This window comes from Providencia sp. PROV061 (assembly GCF_011045655.1).
GTDB classification, from domain to species: domain Bacteria; phylum Pseudomonadota; class Gammaproteobacteria; order Enterobacterales; family Enterobacteriaceae; genus Providencia; species Providencia hangzhouensis.
The window spans coordinates 2,086,363-2,102,434 of record NZ_CP042861.1; the positions used below are offsets into that span (position 1 = coordinate 2,086,363).

At 39.9% G+C, this 16,072-nt stretch carries 12 protein-coding genes; 9 read left to right on the forward strand and 3 right to left on the reverse strand.

Annotated features, from left to right (window positions below):
• Positions 1-21: 21 nt before the first annotated feature.
• Positions 22-867 carry a deoxyribonuclease IV gene (gene nfo, locus FVA72_RS09390; RefSeq protein WP_036957604.1) on the reverse strand — a complete coding sequence of 282 codons (846 nt, stop codon included), beginning with the start codon at positions 865-867 and terminating at the stop codon, positions 22-24.
• A 100-nt stretch (positions 868-967) separates the two neighbouring features.
• A complete protein-coding gene (locus FVA72_RS09395; RefSeq protein WP_110591848.1) occupies positions 968-2,047 on the reverse strand; it encodes a YeiH family protein in 1,080 nt (359 codons plus the stop codon).
• 194 nt (positions 2,048-2,241) lie between these two features.
• Between FVA72_RS09395 and yieE the strand changes: the two genes are divergently transcribed.
• The 9 genes from yieE to dld all read left to right on the forward strand — a co-directional run bounded on the left by yieE (position 2,242) and on the right by dld (position 14,559).
• Entirely contained in the window at positions 2,242-3,105 is an 864-nt protein-coding gene (gene yieE / locus FVA72_RS09400; RefSeq protein WP_110591847.1) for a DNA-binding transcriptional regulator YeiE, read from the forward strand.
• A gap of 406 nt (positions 3,106-3,511) precedes the next feature.
• On the forward strand, positions 3,512-5,002 hold the full coding sequence (locus FVA72_RS09405) for an amino acid permease (RefSeq protein WP_004253146.1): 1,491 nt from the start codon (positions 3,512-3,514) through the stop codon (positions 5,000-5,002).
• 250 nt (positions 5,003-5,252) lie between these two features.
• Positions 5,253-6,389, forward strand: a complete 1,137-nt coding sequence (locus FVA72_RS09410) for an ABC transporter substrate-binding protein (RefSeq protein WP_036957608.1) — start codon at positions 5,253-5,255, stop codon at positions 6,387-6,389.
• A 19-nt stretch (positions 6,390-6,408) separates the two neighbouring features.
• A complete protein-coding gene (locus FVA72_RS09415; RefSeq protein ID WP_110591846.1) occupies positions 6,409-7,503 on the forward strand; it encodes a FecCD family ABC transporter permease in 1,095 nt (364 codons plus the stop codon).
• Positions 7,497-8,285: an ABC transporter ATP-binding protein gene (locus tag FVA72_RS09420; protein ID WP_094960415.1), complete on the forward strand. Its 789-nt coding sequence runs from the start codon at positions 7,497-7,499 to the stop codon at positions 8,283-8,285. Before FVA72_RS09415 ends, FVA72_RS09420 begins: the two co-directional genes overlap by 7 nt.
• Before the next feature lie 267 nt (positions 8,286-8,552).
• Positions 8,553-10,583, forward strand: a complete 2,031-nt coding sequence (locus FVA72_RS09425; protein WP_110591845.1) for a ligand-gated channel protein — start codon at positions 8,553-8,555, stop codon at positions 10,581-10,583.
• A gap of 349 nt (positions 10,584-10,932) precedes the next feature.
• On the forward strand, positions 10,933-11,145 hold the full coding sequence (locus FVA72_RS09430; protein WP_004253162.1) for a hypothetical protein: 213 nt from the start codon (positions 10,933-10,935) through the stop codon (positions 11,143-11,145).
• Positions 11,135-12,520, forward strand: a complete 1,386-nt coding sequence (locus FVA72_RS09435) for an APC family permease (RefSeq protein ID WP_110591844.1) — start codon at positions 11,135-11,137, stop codon at positions 12,518-12,520. Before FVA72_RS09430 ends, FVA72_RS09435 begins: the two co-directional genes overlap by 11 nt.
• 299 nt (positions 12,521-12,819) lie before the next feature.
• A complete protein-coding gene (gene dld / locus FVA72_RS09440) occupies positions 12,820-14,559 on the forward strand; it encodes a D-lactate dehydrogenase (protein ID WP_004253168.1) in 1,740 nt (579 codons plus the stop codon).
• Between the two features lie 72 nt (positions 14,560-14,631).
• On the opposite strand, the gene sbcB is transcribed toward dld, so the two are convergent.
• Positions 14,632-16,059 carry an exodeoxyribonuclease I gene (gene sbcB, locus FVA72_RS09445; RefSeq protein WP_036957613.1) on the reverse strand — a complete coding sequence of 476 codons (1,428 nt, stop codon included), beginning with the start codon at positions 16,057-16,059 and terminating at the stop codon, positions 14,632-14,634.
• Positions 16,060-16,072: the final 13 nt, after the last annotated feature.

A 16,072-nucleotide genomic window follows, 5' to 3' on the forward strand; every position in this document is an offset into this window, starting at 1 on the left:
GTTATATTAGAAAGCCAATAATTAGCTACTTTGCTGTGCTTTCAACCATGCAATTTCTTGCGGCCAAATATCGGGATTAATGGTTTCTAAAATCAAGGGGATACCATCGAAACGGCTATCTTGCATAATATATGTGAATGGAACAAAACCAATATTCCCTTCACCTAAACTATGGTGGCGGTCAACACGACTGGCAAATTCACTTTTAGCATCATTAAGGTGCATTCCCTTTAGAAACTCAAAACCAACAATATCTGCAAATTGGCTAAATGTGTTGTCACAATCTTCGGCTGTGCGTAAGTCATAACCTGCGGCAAATGCGTGGCAAGTATCAATACAAACGCCTACACGGCTTTTATCTTTCACCCGTTCAATAATTTTTGCAAGATGCGTAAAGTCAAAGCCTAAGTTAGTGCCTTGTCCCGCCGTGTTTTCAATTACAGCGGTCACGCCTTCGGTCTCAGCAAGCGCAATATTAATAGATTCAGCAATGCGAGCTAAACAATCGTCAATTTCAATTTTCTTTAAATGACTACCGGGGTGAAAGTTAAGTAAATCAATACCTAATTGTTCACAACGCTGCATTTCATCGATAAAAGCGACACGAGATTTCTCTAGAGCCTCAAATTCGGGGTGACCTAAATTGATCAAATAGCTGTCATGAGGAAGGATTTGGTGTTTACCGTACCCATATTTTTTGCAGTTATCTTTAAATTTCTTAATTACGTCTTCGCTTAGTGGCGCAGCTTTCCATTGGCGCTGATTTTTTGTGAACAAAGCAAAAGCGGTTGCATTGATTTCATGTGCGCGAATAACAGCTTGGTCAACCCCACCAGAGGCGCTGACATGTGCTCCAATATATTTCATTTTTGACTCCTTTTTGTTGGAGTATGCCATTAATAAGCAAATAAATGAAATCAACAAAAAAGCCACCCATTGAGGTGGCTAAAAATGAGGAGAATATATGCTAAAAAATGCTTTGAATCAGTATGTTAATTAAGAGCCCACCGACAATCAACCAAACAAATAGGATAAGTGCCATCAGTAATGGCTTAATACCCGCTTGGCGAATAGCACTAACATGGGTAGTTAACCCTAAAGCAACCATTGCCATAGCCAGTAAAATCGTATCCAAGGCTATGATTTGTTGTACTAATACATGGGGCAGTAAATTGAGTGAATTGAAACCTGCGACAACAATAAAAAATACGGCGAACCAAGGAATCGTAATTTTACTTTTCTGAGTGTTTGTTGTTTGGTTTGCGGCTGTTTTACGGCTTAAGAAAGCCGATAAAATAATCAAAAAAGGCGCAAGCATCATTACACGGATCATTTTGGCGATGACAGAGGCATTTTCTGCCTCAGTACCAATAGTGTGGCCTGCTGCAACAACCTGTGCAACTTCATGTACTGTTGAACCGATATAAATCCCAAAAGTTTCTTCTGTTGCAGGAAACCAGCCAAAGTGCGCATTTAATTGGTAAATCCAAGGATAAACAAAAATACAAATAGTCCCAAAGATAACAACCGTTGATACGGCAACCGCAACTTTACTTGCAGAAGCTTTCACCACGGGTTCAGTAGCCATGACTGCGGCTGCGCCACAAATGCTACTACCTGCACCAATCAATAACGTGGTTTCTTCATCAAGACCGAACACTTTTTTACCTAGCCAATATGCTAATAAAAAAGTTGAGGTTAATGTTAAGGCATCAATGATAACCCCTGTAGCACCTACATCCGTAATTTGTTGGAAAGTAAGGCGAAAACCATACAAAATTATACCCGCACGGAGAAAATAGTGCTTAGCAAATTTAATGCCGGCATCACAAGATTGACTGGCTACGGGGTAAAAAGTATTCCCTACAATAATTCCTAATAAGATTGCGAGGGTTAATGCACCTAAGCCGATATCCATAAACCAAGGTTGGTCACCTAGGTAAATTGCAATAGCAGTCAGAATACCAGCTAAAATAATACCGGGTATCAGTTTTAATATAGGATTTAGGTTATTCCGCTCAAGGGTGCTGGTGTCACTTTTATTCATGATAATGCTCTTTATTACCGCTTATAAGATTTAGTAATAAGGATATAACAAAATCAATAATAATTTAAATTGATTGTCTTCATATAATCTACCACTAAAATAGATTAGAAAGTTTCTTCTGGAATATTGCAAATAAATCGTTAATATTAACATTATTATTACAAATACTAAAAATCACGTTGGGGCTTACCTTTATGCGAATTACACTTAGGCAACTTGAGGTTTTTACGGAAGTATTAAAGAGTGGCTCCACGACGCAAGCATCTCAGTTATTAGCGCTTTCACAATCTGCAGTCAGTGCGTCGCTAACGGATTTAGAAGGTCAATTAGGCGTTCAATTATTTGACCGTGTGGGTAAACGACTTGTTACTAATGAGCACGGAAGACTTTTATATCCAAAAGCGTTAGCGTTATTAGAGCAAGGGTTAGAAGTTGAGCAACTCTTTAAAAAAGAGATGGGCGCCGTGCGTCTTGCTGCCAGTACAACGATTGGTAATTATATTTTACCTGAAGTCTTAGCGGGGTATCGTCATGACCACCCTGATATTCCTTTAGAGCTTTTTATTAGTAATACAGAAGAAATTATTAAGGCAGTCATGGAATTTAGGGCGGATGTTGGGTTAATTGAAGGTGTTTGTCATAGCCCTGAATTAATTTCTAAAGCATGGTTAAAAGATGAGCTCGTTATTTTTGTTTCCCCCCAAAACCCATTAGCGAATAAAAAAGTCTCTTTAAAAGATTTGCGTGACGCGCCTTGGATTTTGCGTGAAAGGGGGTCAGGTACACGGGATGTCCTTGACCAACTATTATTTGCACATCTTCCGGGCTTTCATATTTTGATGGAGCTAGGAAATTCAGAAGCTATCAAGCATGCAGTTCGTTATGGAATAGGTATAAGCTGTTTATCACGTCGAGTGATCGAAGAACAATTAGAAAATTGCTCTCTAGTCGAATTAAAAATAGACGAACTTCATTTAGAAAGAACGCTATATTTGATTTATCACCGTCAAAAGCATATTTCGAGTGCGATTACTAATCTTCTGTCTTACTGTAATTAAAAATCCTCGTCATCTTTTAACCTGTCGCGTTGTTGGCTGCAATCGACGACCCAAGTCACATACTAATGTATGCTCCTTGGATAGTCTCAATTGCCGCCTAGCGACACGCTAAAAGCTATAGAGGATTGCAGTGAATGTGTTGCACTAGTGATAGGCTATCGCGTTGTTGGCTGCACTTTTTATGTGCCTTGAACAGTCACATTTGCCGCTACAGACACGATAAAGAGAATAAAACGTCGTCCTCTTATTAAGAGGGTATACTGAATTTTTTGAGATAACGCGTTTTACTTATAATTTTGTATGAATTATGAAGGTATCTTATAACAGTGAAGAGTTGCTTAGTTCTCACAGTCTATTTTGCTAGAATCCATGCGATATTAGCTGAATAATAAAATACAGGGAACAAATGTCAGAACAACATACCAATACTATCTCGCAGGGCGGCCCACAAAGACTACGCCGTGAGTTAAAGGCGCGCCATCTTGCGATGATTGCTATCGGTGGATCTATCGGTACCGGTTTATTCGTTGCATCCGGTGCAACGGTTGCACAAGCAGGCCCCGGTGGAGCACTCCTTTCTTATGCTATCATTGGCTTAATGGTCTATTTTTTAATGACCAGTTTAGGTGAATTAGCCGCTTATATGCCTGTCTCAGGCTCATTTGCAACCTATGGTGCAAAATATGTCGATGAAGGTTTTGGTTTCGCACTAGGGTGGAACTACTGGTACAACTGGGCTGTAACAATTGCAGTTGACTTAGTTGCTGCTCAATTGGTGATGACCTATTGGTTCCCAGATACCCCAGGTTGGATTTGGAGCGCTATTTTCCTTGCGATTATTTTCTTACTGAATTTCATCTCTGTGAAAGGGTTTGGTGAGGCGGAATACTGGTTCTCATTAATAAAAGTCACCACAGTCGTTATTTTTATTGTTGTTGGCGTATTAATGATTTTTGGCATCATGAGCGGTGCGGAAAATGCCGGGTGGCATAACTGGGAAATTGGTGATGCACCTTTTGCGGGTGGTTTTTCAGCAATGATTGGCGTGGCAATGATAGTTGGGTTCTCATTCCAAGGAACTGAATTAATCGGTATTGCTGCGGGGGAATCGAAAGATCCTGCCAAAAATATTCCCAAAGCAGTACGCAAAGTATTTTGGCGGATATTGTTATTCTATATCTTTGCAATCTTAATTATTAGTTTGATCATTCCTTATACTGATCCAAGCTTACTGCGTAATGATGTAAAAGATATTAGTGTGAGTCCATTCACTTTAGTATTTGAAAATGCAGGTTTATTATCTGCTGCTGCGGTGATGAATGCGGTTATCTTAACGGCAGTATTATCGGCAGGTAACTCGGGTATGTACGCATCAACGCGTATGTTGTATACCTTAGCGCGTGAAGGTAAAGCACCACGTATTTTCGCTCGTTTATCTAAAGGTGGCGTACCTCGTTATGCGTTGTTAGCAACGACGGTTATTGCGGGCTTATGTTTCTTGAGTTCCATGTTTGGAAACCAGACGGTGTACTTGTGGCTATTAAATACATCGGGGATGACAGGGTTTATTGCTTGGTTAGGTATTGCAATTAGCCATTATCGTTTCCGTAGAGGCTATATTGCACAAGGGAAAGATCTTAATGACTTACCTTATCGTTCAGGTTTCTTCCCAATTGGTCCTATTTTTGCCTTTATTTTGTGTTTAACAATTACATTAGGCCAAAACTACCAAGCCTTTTTAGAAGATAAAATTGATTGGGTAGGGGTTACGGCAACTTATATTGGAATTCCGCTGTTTTTAGCAATTTGGTTTGGTTATAAGATAGTGAAGAAAACAACGTTTATTCGCTATAAAGATATGAGCTTTCCAAGTTACCGAGAAAATTTAGATAAATAATATTCTTAGAATATCTATCATAAAAAACAGCACTCTTTATAGGGTGCTGTTTTTTTATATATAGCGCAACAAACCTGCATTTTGGCGGTAAAATAGGCTGAATGTTTGGCTTTACGATAATGGTCACAGAATTCCATTGATGAAAGTCATGATTAAACTAATAATCGTATTGATAAGTATTCTTATTTGCTTTATTGTTACCGCATAAAAAAAAGGTAAGTCAATGAGGTTAATAGTGGAGCTTAATACTATGTCGTCGGTAGCCAAGAAGTCTGTAGCTAGGTCGGTAGTAAAAGGAATAGGTTTAGCGTTATTAGCAAGTGCCAGTATGAGCGCTTGGGCTGCAACAGTGACTGATATTGCAGGCCGTACTGTTGAGGTTCCTGATAATGTTAATCGCATTTTATTAGGTGAAGGGCGCCTGTTTAGTGCAATAGCTCTGCTGGAAGGTGATAAACCTATTGACCGAATTGTCGGTTGGCAAGGTGACCTTCGAAAACTAGACCCTCAAACCTACGCTGTTTATAAAGCTAAATTCCCTGAAATTGACAATATTCCACTGATTGGTAATACCAGCGCAGATAGCGTCAGTTCAGAAAAAGTATTAACCCTAAACCCTGATATTGCGATTTTTGGTTTGTCAGGCCATGGGCCGGGTAAAAACAGTGAATTAGTTAACCAGCTTGAGAAAGCCGGCGTGCCTGTTGTATTTGTGGATTTCCGTGATAAACCACTGGAAAACACATTACCAAGTATGCGTTTACTTGGTAAAGCGTTGAACCGCGAACAGGCAGCAAATAAATATGTCGATTTTTATGAAAGAAACCAAAAATTAGTCACTGATATTACTTCTAAAATACCAGAAGATAAAAAACCAAGTGTTTTTATTGAGTTACGTGCAGGAGCATTTGAAGATTGCTGTGGTACCGCTGGCGATGGAAATATGGGGAACTTTATTGATTTAGCTGGTGGTAAAAATATTGCTAAAGGCGTTTTGCCGGGCGCGCTTGGTACGATGAACTTAGAGAAAATCATTGCTGCGGACCCAAATATTTACATTGCATCTGGAGCAAAAGCACCGGGAAGTAAAGATGCAGGCGTTCAATTAGGGGCGCAAAGTTCATTAGCTGATGCGAAAGAAAGCCTGAAAAAAATAACTGAACGTAAAGGAATTAGCTCGCTATCAGCCATAAAAGATAAGCAAGATTATGCTATCTGGCACAATTATTATAACTCTCCATACAATGTGATTGCGACGCAAGTTTTCGCCAAATGGTTTTACCCAGAACAATTTACCGATCTTGAACCGCAAAAAACACTGGATGAATTACATAGAGAGTTTCTCGCTATCGAACCAACCGGTGTATATTGGGTCAGCGAAAAGTAATGAAAATGGGTAAGAATTGATGAGTATTACGAGCGAGCCAATAGTTGCGGCTGAAAAAGCAGCGATTCAGGCTGACAACAATGTAAAACAACATTATCAAAATATGTTGCGTCGTCGATTGACATGGATAGCTGTTATCGTCGCTGCGATTTTATTATCACTGGTTATTGATTTCACCTTAGGTCCTTCAGGGTTATCCCTTGAACGCTTATGGCAAACCTTAATGACCCCAGAAGCAGTTGATGCAGGAACTCGAGTCATTGTTTGGGATATCCGTTTGCCATATGCATTGATGGCCGTGGTGATCGGCATGTCTTTAGGACTTGCTGGTGCTGAAATGCAAACGATCCTTAATAACCCGTTAGCGAGCCCATTTACACTAGGGGTATCTAATGCGGCGGCTTTTGGTGCCGCATTGGCGATTGTTTCTGGCATTGCAATTCCAGGCGTGCCTGACCAATGGGTAATATCAGCCAATGCCTTTATTTTTGCATTATTAGCAGCCTTGATGTTAGACGCGGTAACTCGCTGGACGCGTGTAGCAACCTCAGGTGTCGTATTGTTCGGTATTGCACTTGTGTTTACCTTTAATGCATTGGTTTCTATGATGCAATTCATCGCAACAGAAGACACTTTGCAAGGTTTAGTTTTTTGGACGATGGGCAGTTTATCAAAAGCAACATGGGTAAAACTTGGTGTGATGGCATTGGTTTTCGCGCTTGTTTTCCCGATTGCCATGATGAGTTCATGGAAATTAACGGCTTTAAGGTTGGGTGAAGATAGGGCGATCAGTTTCGGTATTGATGTGCGCCGTTTAAGGCTAACAACATTATTACGTATTAGTATTTTATCGGCTTTAGCGGTGGCGTTTGTGGGGCCTATCGCCTTTATTGGTTTAGTCGCGCCGCATATTGCAAGGTTGATTTTTGGTGAAGATCACCGTTTTTATCTGCCAGCAAGTGCATTAATTGGGGCGTTAATCTTATCAATGGCCTCAATTGCATCGAAGAATATTATTCCGGGTGTGATTATTCCTGTTGGGATTGTGACATCGTTAGTGGGTGTGCCGTTCTTCTTAAGCATTATTTTACGTCATAGAGGGAACGTATCATGAGTGGCCTGATTATTAACCAATTTAATGCAGGTTACCCAAAGCGCCCCGTAATTGAGAACCTATCGACGGATATCTTACCTCGCGGCAAGATCACGGTATTACTTGGGCCAAATGGTAGTGGTAAATCCACATTATTACGGTCGTTGGCGGGGTTAAATAAGGCAACAGGGCAGCTGTTACTGGATGGTCAGGACTTAACCCAACAGAGTTTTGCCCAGCGAGCACAAAATGTGGTGTATTTACCGCAAACGTTACCTGCTGGTGTACATCTGTATGTTTTAGAGTCAGTGATTGTTGCTCAACGTGCTTCAGGCGGTTTGAGCAATGAGAATAGTAAAGACGAAGTGATGGGGTTATTACGTCAATTGGGTATTGAACATTTGGCGTTAAGTTATTTAGACCAACTTTCAGGTGGTCAAAAACAATTAGTGGGTTTGGCACAATCTTTAATTCGTCAACCCAACTTATTGTTATTAGATGAACCTTTAAGTGCACTGGATTTAAATTACCAATATCATGTGATGGATTTAGTCGCGAAAGAAACGAAGCGTCGAAATATAATCACGGTTGTGGTGGTTCATGATATTAATATTGCACTCAAACACGCAGAACATGTATTAATGCTGAAGCAAGGTAATTTAATTGCTCAAGGTGAACCTGCTGAGGTAATTACCCCTGAAAGCCTTGCTGAGGTCTATGGTGTACGCGGTCGTATCGAACGTTGTTCGCAAGGTGTTCCGCAAGTCCTAATAGATGGGCTGGTTGATAAATTAGCAAGTTAATATCGTAATGGAATAATGTGCTTGCAGCACTCGGCAAGCACATTAAATAAAAATAAAATGAGAGGATGTAATATAAAAAAACAAATTAAATATTAATTAATAGTAATTACCCACAGGAAATTTAATTGAATTATATAATGGTTTTTACCATGGATTTCCTATGGGTATTTAAATACCCCAATAATAAAAAATATTTTTTGATTCAATGAAATCAATGTGAGCAAATCAATTCATATATAAAACAAAATATCTCTTGGAGAGTTGGGAATGGTTGTTTTTAATAAAAGAAAAGTGGCAATTAGCATAATTGCGGCTATTGCTGCGGCACCTGCATTTGCTGATGACAGTAAAGATAAAATCTATGTAACAACAGCATCAGGTTATCAACAGAAAATTGAAGATGCACCTGCGTCTATTTCTGTAGTAACTCGCGAACAACTCGAGAACAAAGCTTATAAAGATGTCACTGATGCGTTAAAAGATTTACCTGGCGTTCAGGTTACTGGTGGTGGGAGTAAATCCGATATTAGTATTCGTGGTATGGATGCAAAATATACCATGATTATGGTTGATGGAAAGCGTGTTGATACACGCAGCACTCGCCCAAATAGTGATGGTTCAGGTATTGAGCAAGGTTGGTTACCACCATTACCTGCAATTGAACGTATTGAAGTAGTACGTGGTCCTATGTCTTCATTATATGGTTCAGATGCGATGGGGGGGGTAATTAATATTATTACCCGCAAAGTAGGAAAAGAGTGGAATGGTAGTCTGCGTGCGGATACCACAATCAATTCTCATCGTGATTCAGGAAATGAAGGTCAAGGCAGTTTTTATGCATCTGGTCCATTAGTTGATGGTCTGCTGGGGATGAAAGTAAATGGAATTTATTCCAAACGTTGGGAAGATAAATTTGTCGGAGGTTACAACGAACAGAAAGTTGGCGCTATTGGTACAACTCTAACACTAACACCTGATGAATTTAATACCTTTGACTTTGATTTCAAACACGACGAACAAGAAAGAAATACAACGGCTGGAAAATCGGGTTCATTGATGTGTACTACGGGTAAAGGTGCAAATAAAGTTACTAAAAAATGTGATGATTCAAATGTGACATACCGGAAAAACAACTATGCAGTTACGCATAACGGTATTTATGAGTGGGGTGCAATGGAAACATTTGTACAACGCGATGAAACAAAAAATCCAAGTCGTAAAATGGAATATAACGATACTTTAGTTAAAAACCAAACAGTATTTAATCTTGGTGACCATACTTTGAGTATTGGTGGGCAATATCGTTATGAAGATCTCCGTGATAAAGGAAATCAATTAGCTTCTGCAGCAGATGTTGATAAATTAACTCGTTACAGTTGGGCATTATTTGCTGAAGACGAATGGATGATGACCAATGACTTTGCTTTAACGGGGGGGGTCCGTATGGATAAAGATGAAAACTTCGGTTCTCATTGGACTCCTCGTTTATACGGTGTTTGGCATACCTCTGATGAATGGGTAATTAAAGGTGGTATCTCAACAGGGTATCGTTCACCTGAGTTAAGGCAAGTTGCACCAAATTGGGGGCAATCAACAGGGGGGGGCGGTGATCCAGCTGTTATTATCGGTAATCCAGATTTAAAACCTGAAAAGAGTGTTACACAAGAACTTGGGTTTATCTGGAATAATCAAGATAACTTGAATGTCGGAGTGACATTCTTTAATACTGAATTTAAAGATAAAATCATGGAAGTACGTAGCTGCACGGATTCAACAAAAGATAAAGATGGAAATACAGGTACAGTCGCTAGCGGTGAATGTATGTATGATGGGAAAGCATACAAATTTATTAGTGAAAGAGAGAACGTTGATAAAGCAAACCTTCGCGGTGCTGAGCTGACATTCAACTGGGATATTACAACGGATCTCGCATTTGCTGCTAACTATACTTATTCTGATTCTGAGCAAAAAAGTGGTAAGTTCAAAGGTAAGCCTTTAAGCCGTACACCGAAACATATGGCAAATGGTTCTTTAACTTGGCAAGCGACTGAAGATCTTCAATTGTGGAATCGTGTTAACTTTAACGGAAAAAGTAGCTCCTATCTCTCCAGAACTAGTATGAGTAAAGAAAGACCTTCTTATACTTTTGTTGATATCGGTGCGAGCTACCATATTGATAAAAACATCAATTTAGTAGCAGGTATGTATAATATCTTTGATAAGCGTTTAACTACGGAGTCCAATGATAAAGTACTTGATGGTCGTCGTTACAACTTTGGCATCAACTACAACTTCTAATCGAATAATTAATCTCGATTAATCCAAACCCTTTGGCTTCTACCAAAGGGTTTTTTGCTGATTAAAACCATAAGAAAAAAAAGTTATAAGCAGATAGGGTAAAAAGTCAGAAATAATCAAAATTTCTCATGGAAAATAGGGTGATTTGTTAACAATTTAACTTGCTATTTGTGGTTATGGCGTGCAAAATGCGCGAACTAAAAAATAACTGATGCTTAATCAAATGAAGCATCGGTTTTTTTGTTTTTAGGAACGTTCATTCTAGCGGGGCCGGACATAGAGCCGGAGAGATAATTTTAATATTTACGTGTAGCAAACATTTTACGCTACCGATTTGAGGAATGCTTTTATGGCTTACTTTTTCGCATTCGCAGCAGGGCCAGGCGCTGGCGGCTGCCGTATCGATGACTACGGGGCTCTCGGTGGCTTCGCTCACACGCCTTTCTCCCTTTCTTCGTTTTTCTCTGCCTATAGGCAGATGCAAAGTCTTCCCAGTAACTGTCGATTAAGCCGAAGTAGTATGCAATCGAAAGTTATGGGAGGGCTTAGACGTGCAAAATAATACGCCAATTCCATTAGACATCGGTCACAATCAAACGGGTGCGAATAACCGCGTACAACTTGCAAAAACCTTAACATTGGTGCAAGTGGTCATGATCGGTATTGCGTATATCCAGCCAATGACGATATTTGATACCTTCGGAATGGTGTCAGATAAAACCGGTGGACATGTTCCAACTTCATACATTATTGCACTTGCTGCGATACTGTTTACTGCTCTGAGCTATGGTAAATTGGTGAAACGTTTCCCATCAGCCGGTTCAGCGTACACTTACGCCCAAAAATCAATGAGCCCACATATTGGCTTCTTGGTGGGTTGGACATCCTTGCTGTCCTATATTTTTATGCCAATGATCAACATCTTATTGGCTAAAATTTATTTACAAGATATCTTCCCTAATGTTGAGCCAGCGATTTTTGTTGTGGGATTAGTCATATTAATGACAGCAGCAAACTTACGCGGTATCAACGTGATAGCGAATTTAAGTACTGTGATTGCGATTATCCAAATTGGGGTAATGGCGGTCTTTACGGGCTTAGTGATTCACGGCGTTTCAAATGGTGAAGGTTCAGGTGAGATTTGGACATTTAACCCATTTGCTAATGAAAAAACCGAAGTGATCCCGCTTATTGCTGGGGCAACAATCCTTTGTTTCTCATTCTTAGGTTTCGACGGATTAAGCTCACTGTCAGAAGAAACACCTAATGCAGGCAAAGTGATCCCACGTGCTATTTTCTTAACCGCGTTAATCGGTGGAATTATTTTTATTACTGTTTCTTTCTTCTTACAGCAGTATTTCCCTGATGTTTCACGTTTTAAGAATATTAATGAAACACAGCCAGATATTATGCGTTTTGTTGCTGGTGCATTCTTCCAGTCAATCATTCTGGTTTTCTCATGTGTTACGGTATTAGCGTCAGGTATGGCGGCTCACGCAGGTAGCGCACGTTTAATGTACGTTATGGGGCGTGATGGGGTATTCCCAGAAAAAGTGTTTGGTTATGTAAGCCCAACATGGCGTACTCCGGCATACAACGTACTAATGGTTGGTTTCTTGGCATTAGGCGCTATCTGGTTTGAAATGGATTTTGCAACCGCGTTAATTAACTTTGGTGCGTTAATCGCGTTTACTTTTGTTAATATTTCGGTTATCAGCCAATTCTTTATTCGTGAACGCCGCATGACAGGGCTCAAAAATATCCTGAATTACTTGATTTTGCCTGTTATTGGTACACTGACAGTGTGTGTGTTATGGCTGAATATCGAAGAAGACTCAATGGTTTACGGGTTGGTTTGGACGGCAGTTGGTTTGGTCTATATGGCTGTGCTGACACGTATGTTTAAGCGGCCTATGCCGCAAATGAGCGACGTTTAACAAATATTCTTCATATTTCGCGCTGTAGCTGCGTTGCGTTCTCAAAACGACATGGGTCACATACTTATGTATGCTCCCCATGATCGTTTTGCTCGGCGTCTTGCTACAACACGAACTATTTTGAATATGTCCAGAATTAGATTCAAAAATAGCGCCTTAAGGCGCTATTTTTTTATCCGTTAAGAATTATTTAAGATAAAGCGTGTAGCCTATTAACATCATAATGTTATGTGATATTGTTGTTACAACACATAATGCAGAACTATGATAATCACGAATTCGATTAATAAGGCACACAAATGAATGATGCAAAGAAACCTGAGAATCAACGGTTATTACTGACGCTTAGGAATATTGTTGGCAAAAAAAATATTTTAACAGAGCCACATAAAACAGAACGTTATCGTAAAGGCTTCCGCTCTGGTATGGGGGATGCAATCGCGGTTGTATTTCCAACAACATTGCTCGAACAGTGGTATGTTTTCAAGGCGTGTGTTGAAGCAGACAAAATTGTCCTGATGCAAGCGGCTAATACAGGGTTAACCGAAGGGTCGACACCGAGTGGCTATGACTATGATCGCGATATCGTCATTATTAGTACGTTGAAATTAAACCAAATTCAAGTTTTACCGGAATTCAACCAAGTCGTTGCGATGCCGGGGAGTACTTTGTACGACTTGGAGAAAATCTTAAAACCATTAGGGCGTGAACCGCACTCTTTGATTGGCTCTTCTTGTATTGGAGCTTCAGTTGTGGGTGGTATTTGTAATAGTTCTGGCGGTTCATTAGTGCGTAGAGGCCCCGCCTATACTGAGCTTGCTCTTTATGGCCGAGTCAGTGACGATGGAAAAGTGGAGCTTGTCAATCACCTAGGTATTGATTTAGGTAACACACCAGAAGAAATCCTGACGAATTTACAAAATCGTGGCTATAGTAGTGAAGACGTACAAGTTAGCGATAAACTCGCTTCTGACCATGAGTATGCAGAACGCGTTCGTGATGTCGATGCAGATACACCATCACGCTTTAACGCGGATGAACGTCGTCTATTTGAAGCATCAGGGTGCGCAGGAAAATTAGCCGTGTTTGCGGTTCGTTTAGATACCTTCCCTGCCGATAAAAAAACACAGGTATTTTATATCGGTTCAAATAACCCTGACGTTTTGGAAGATATACGCCGTTATATTTTAAGTGAATTTAAAAACCTGCCAGTTGCAGGTGAATATATGCACCGTGGTTGCTTCGATATAGCAGAAGTTTATGGTAAAGATACCTTTTTAATGATTGATAAATTTGGCACTGACAAAATGCCAATGTTTTTCACTATTAAAGGGCGTATTGATGCAGTATTAAATAAAGTCCCATTCCTGCCATCAAATCTGATTGACCGTACTATGCAGGTTCTCAGTAAATTATGGCCTTCCCATTTACCACCACGTATGAAAGAGTTTCGTGATCGTTATGAACACCATTTAATGTTAAAAATGGCCGGAGATGGCATTGATGAGGCTAAAGTTTGGCTAAAATCTTATTTTGCAAGCGCCGATGGCGGCTATTTTGAATGTACACCAGAAGAGGGGGCAAAAGCATTTTTACACCGCTTTGCCGCTGCTGGCTCCGCTGTTCGTTATCACGCTGTTCATAATAAAGATGTGGAAGATGTATTACCTCTCGACATTGCTTTACGTCGCAATGATAGAAATTGGTTTGAAACATTACCACCAGAAATTGAAAAGCTATTAGTTCATAAATTATACTGCGGTCATTTTATGTGCCATGTTATGCACCAAGACTATGTTTTGAAAAAAGGCGTTGACCCGAAAGAACTAAAAGAAAAAATGTTAGCTTTATTAGATGAAAGGGGGGCTCAATATCCTGCGGAACATAACGTAGGGCATTTATATAAAGCTCCAGAACAATTAAAATCATTTTATAAACAATCTGACCCAACAAATACAATGAACCCCGGTTTAGGTAAAACAACTAAACGCAAAAATTGGGAAGGGGATTGTGGATGCGCTCATACTCATGATCATTAATGAACGCGTCGTATAAATAACAAAAGGCAGGTATTGGGAAACGTTTCAATATCTGCCTTTTTTATTACTAAATTAACTGGCGAGATCTCTCGCATAGCTAATCAATGCTTTTAATTGTTGGCAACGCTTTTCATCATGTTGATGCTCTACAAGTAATAGCTGTATTTGTTGCATATATTCTGTTAAACGCTCTTCACTAAAGTAGTCTCTACGGTGCTGTAACCAGCGTTGCTGCTCATCATAAGACAAGGTGGCAGGGTAGTTACGTGCTTTATAGCGAAAGAAGAGCTCTTTCATGCGCTTATCTTCAAAACTGAGTTCCAATGCAGGCAAGTTCTGTGGCGATGTTTCACGAATAATATCCATGGTTGAGCGGTCAGAAGGACTAAAGAATCCATTATAAATTTGTGTATCGACATCATCCGACTCTGTAAATACTTGTGGTTCGCTAAATAACTCAATTAATTTATTACGAATTTCAGGGTTCTTGCGTAAAGTTTCCAGATTGCGCATACACAAGTCACGGTCAACACCGGTTCGTTCCGCATCTTCAGGGCGCAGTGTTTTTTCTGGTGCTAAAATAGGGCACTTATTAATGTGAACGAGTTTTACAGGAACGGGAGAAGCGCCTGCCAATTCAGCTTTAGGTGTATATAATCGGGTACGCAATTGTTGAACATCTAACTCAACTAATGGTGAGATATCAGCAGATAAATCACACATAATAACGGCATTTTTGTTGTCAGGGTGCCAAGCAAGAGGAGCGACTAAGCTGACATAAGAACGTAATGCACCAAACATACCAGACACATGAACTAGTGGTGTTATTTCTACAATATCAATAAGTTGACTTATTTTGTTTTTATTTCTTAATTGATAAAAATAATCAAACATTCTGGGTTGAGCGGCTTTCAACAGTTTGGCCATGTTAATGGTGGCTAAAACGTCAGACATTGCATCGTGAGCATTTTCATGAGCAACACCATTCGCTTTAGTTAAATGTTCTAAACGCATACTCGGCAGGCCATCTTCATTCTCTGGCCATTGAAGACCTTCAGGGCGAAGCGCAAAACAGGCACGCAAAGTGTCGAGTAAATCCCAACGTGAATTTCCTTGTTGCCAACTATAGGCATACGGGTCATAAAAATTTCGATAAAAAATATTACGGGTAACTTCATCATCGAAACGAATATTGTTGTAACCCATAATGCAGGTATTGGGGACACTAAAAGCCGCATGAATTCGTTTAGCAAACTCGGCTTCATTAACGCCTTGAGATAATGCGACCTGTGGGGTGATCCCAGTGATCATGACGGCTTCAGGTTGCGGCAAATAGTCATCAGCTGGAGCGCAATAAAAAACCTCTGGCTCTTCAATGATATTAAAATCAAGGTCGGTGCGGACGCCTGCAAATTGCGCAGGCCGATCAAGAGCAGGGCGCTTACCAAAAGTTTCATAGTCATGAATAAAAAAAGTAGGTTGTTTTTTATTATCTTGCAACGTTTTCACCATT

Coding starts and splice junctions, on each gene's coding strand:
- FVA72_RS09430 (WP_004253162.1), top strand. CDS start 10,933: ATGGCTTACTTTTTCGCATTCGCAGCAGGGCCAGGCGCTGGCGGCTGC.
- nfo (WP_036957604.1), bottom strand. CDS start 867: ATGAAATATATTGGAGCACATGTCAGCGCCTCTGGTGGGGTTGACCAA.
- FVA72_RS09395 (WP_110591848.1), bottom strand. CDS start 2,047: ATGAATAAAAGTGACACCAGCACCCTTGAGCGGAATAACCTAAATCCT.
- FVA72_RS09405 (WP_004253146.1), top strand. CDS start 3,512: ATGTCAGAACAACATACCAATACTATCTCGCAGGGCGGCCCACAAAGA.
- yieE (WP_110591847.1), top strand. CDS start 2,242: ATGCGAATTACACTTAGGCAACTTGAGGTTTTTACGGAAGTATTAAAG.
- dld (WP_004253168.1), top strand. CDS start 12,820: ATGAATGATGCAAAGAAACCTGAGAATCAACGGTTATTACTGACGCTT.
- FVA72_RS09410 (WP_036957608.1), top strand. CDS start 5,253: ATGTCGTCGGTAGCCAAGAAGTCTGTAGCTAGGTCGGTAGTAAAAGGA.
- FVA72_RS09425 (WP_110591845.1), top strand. CDS start 8,553: ATGGTTGTTTTTAATAAAAGAAAAGTGGCAATTAGCATAATTGCGGCT.
- FVA72_RS09415 (WP_110591846.1), top strand. CDS start 6,409: ATGAGTATTACGAGCGAGCCAATAGTTGCGGCTGAAAAAGCAGCGATT.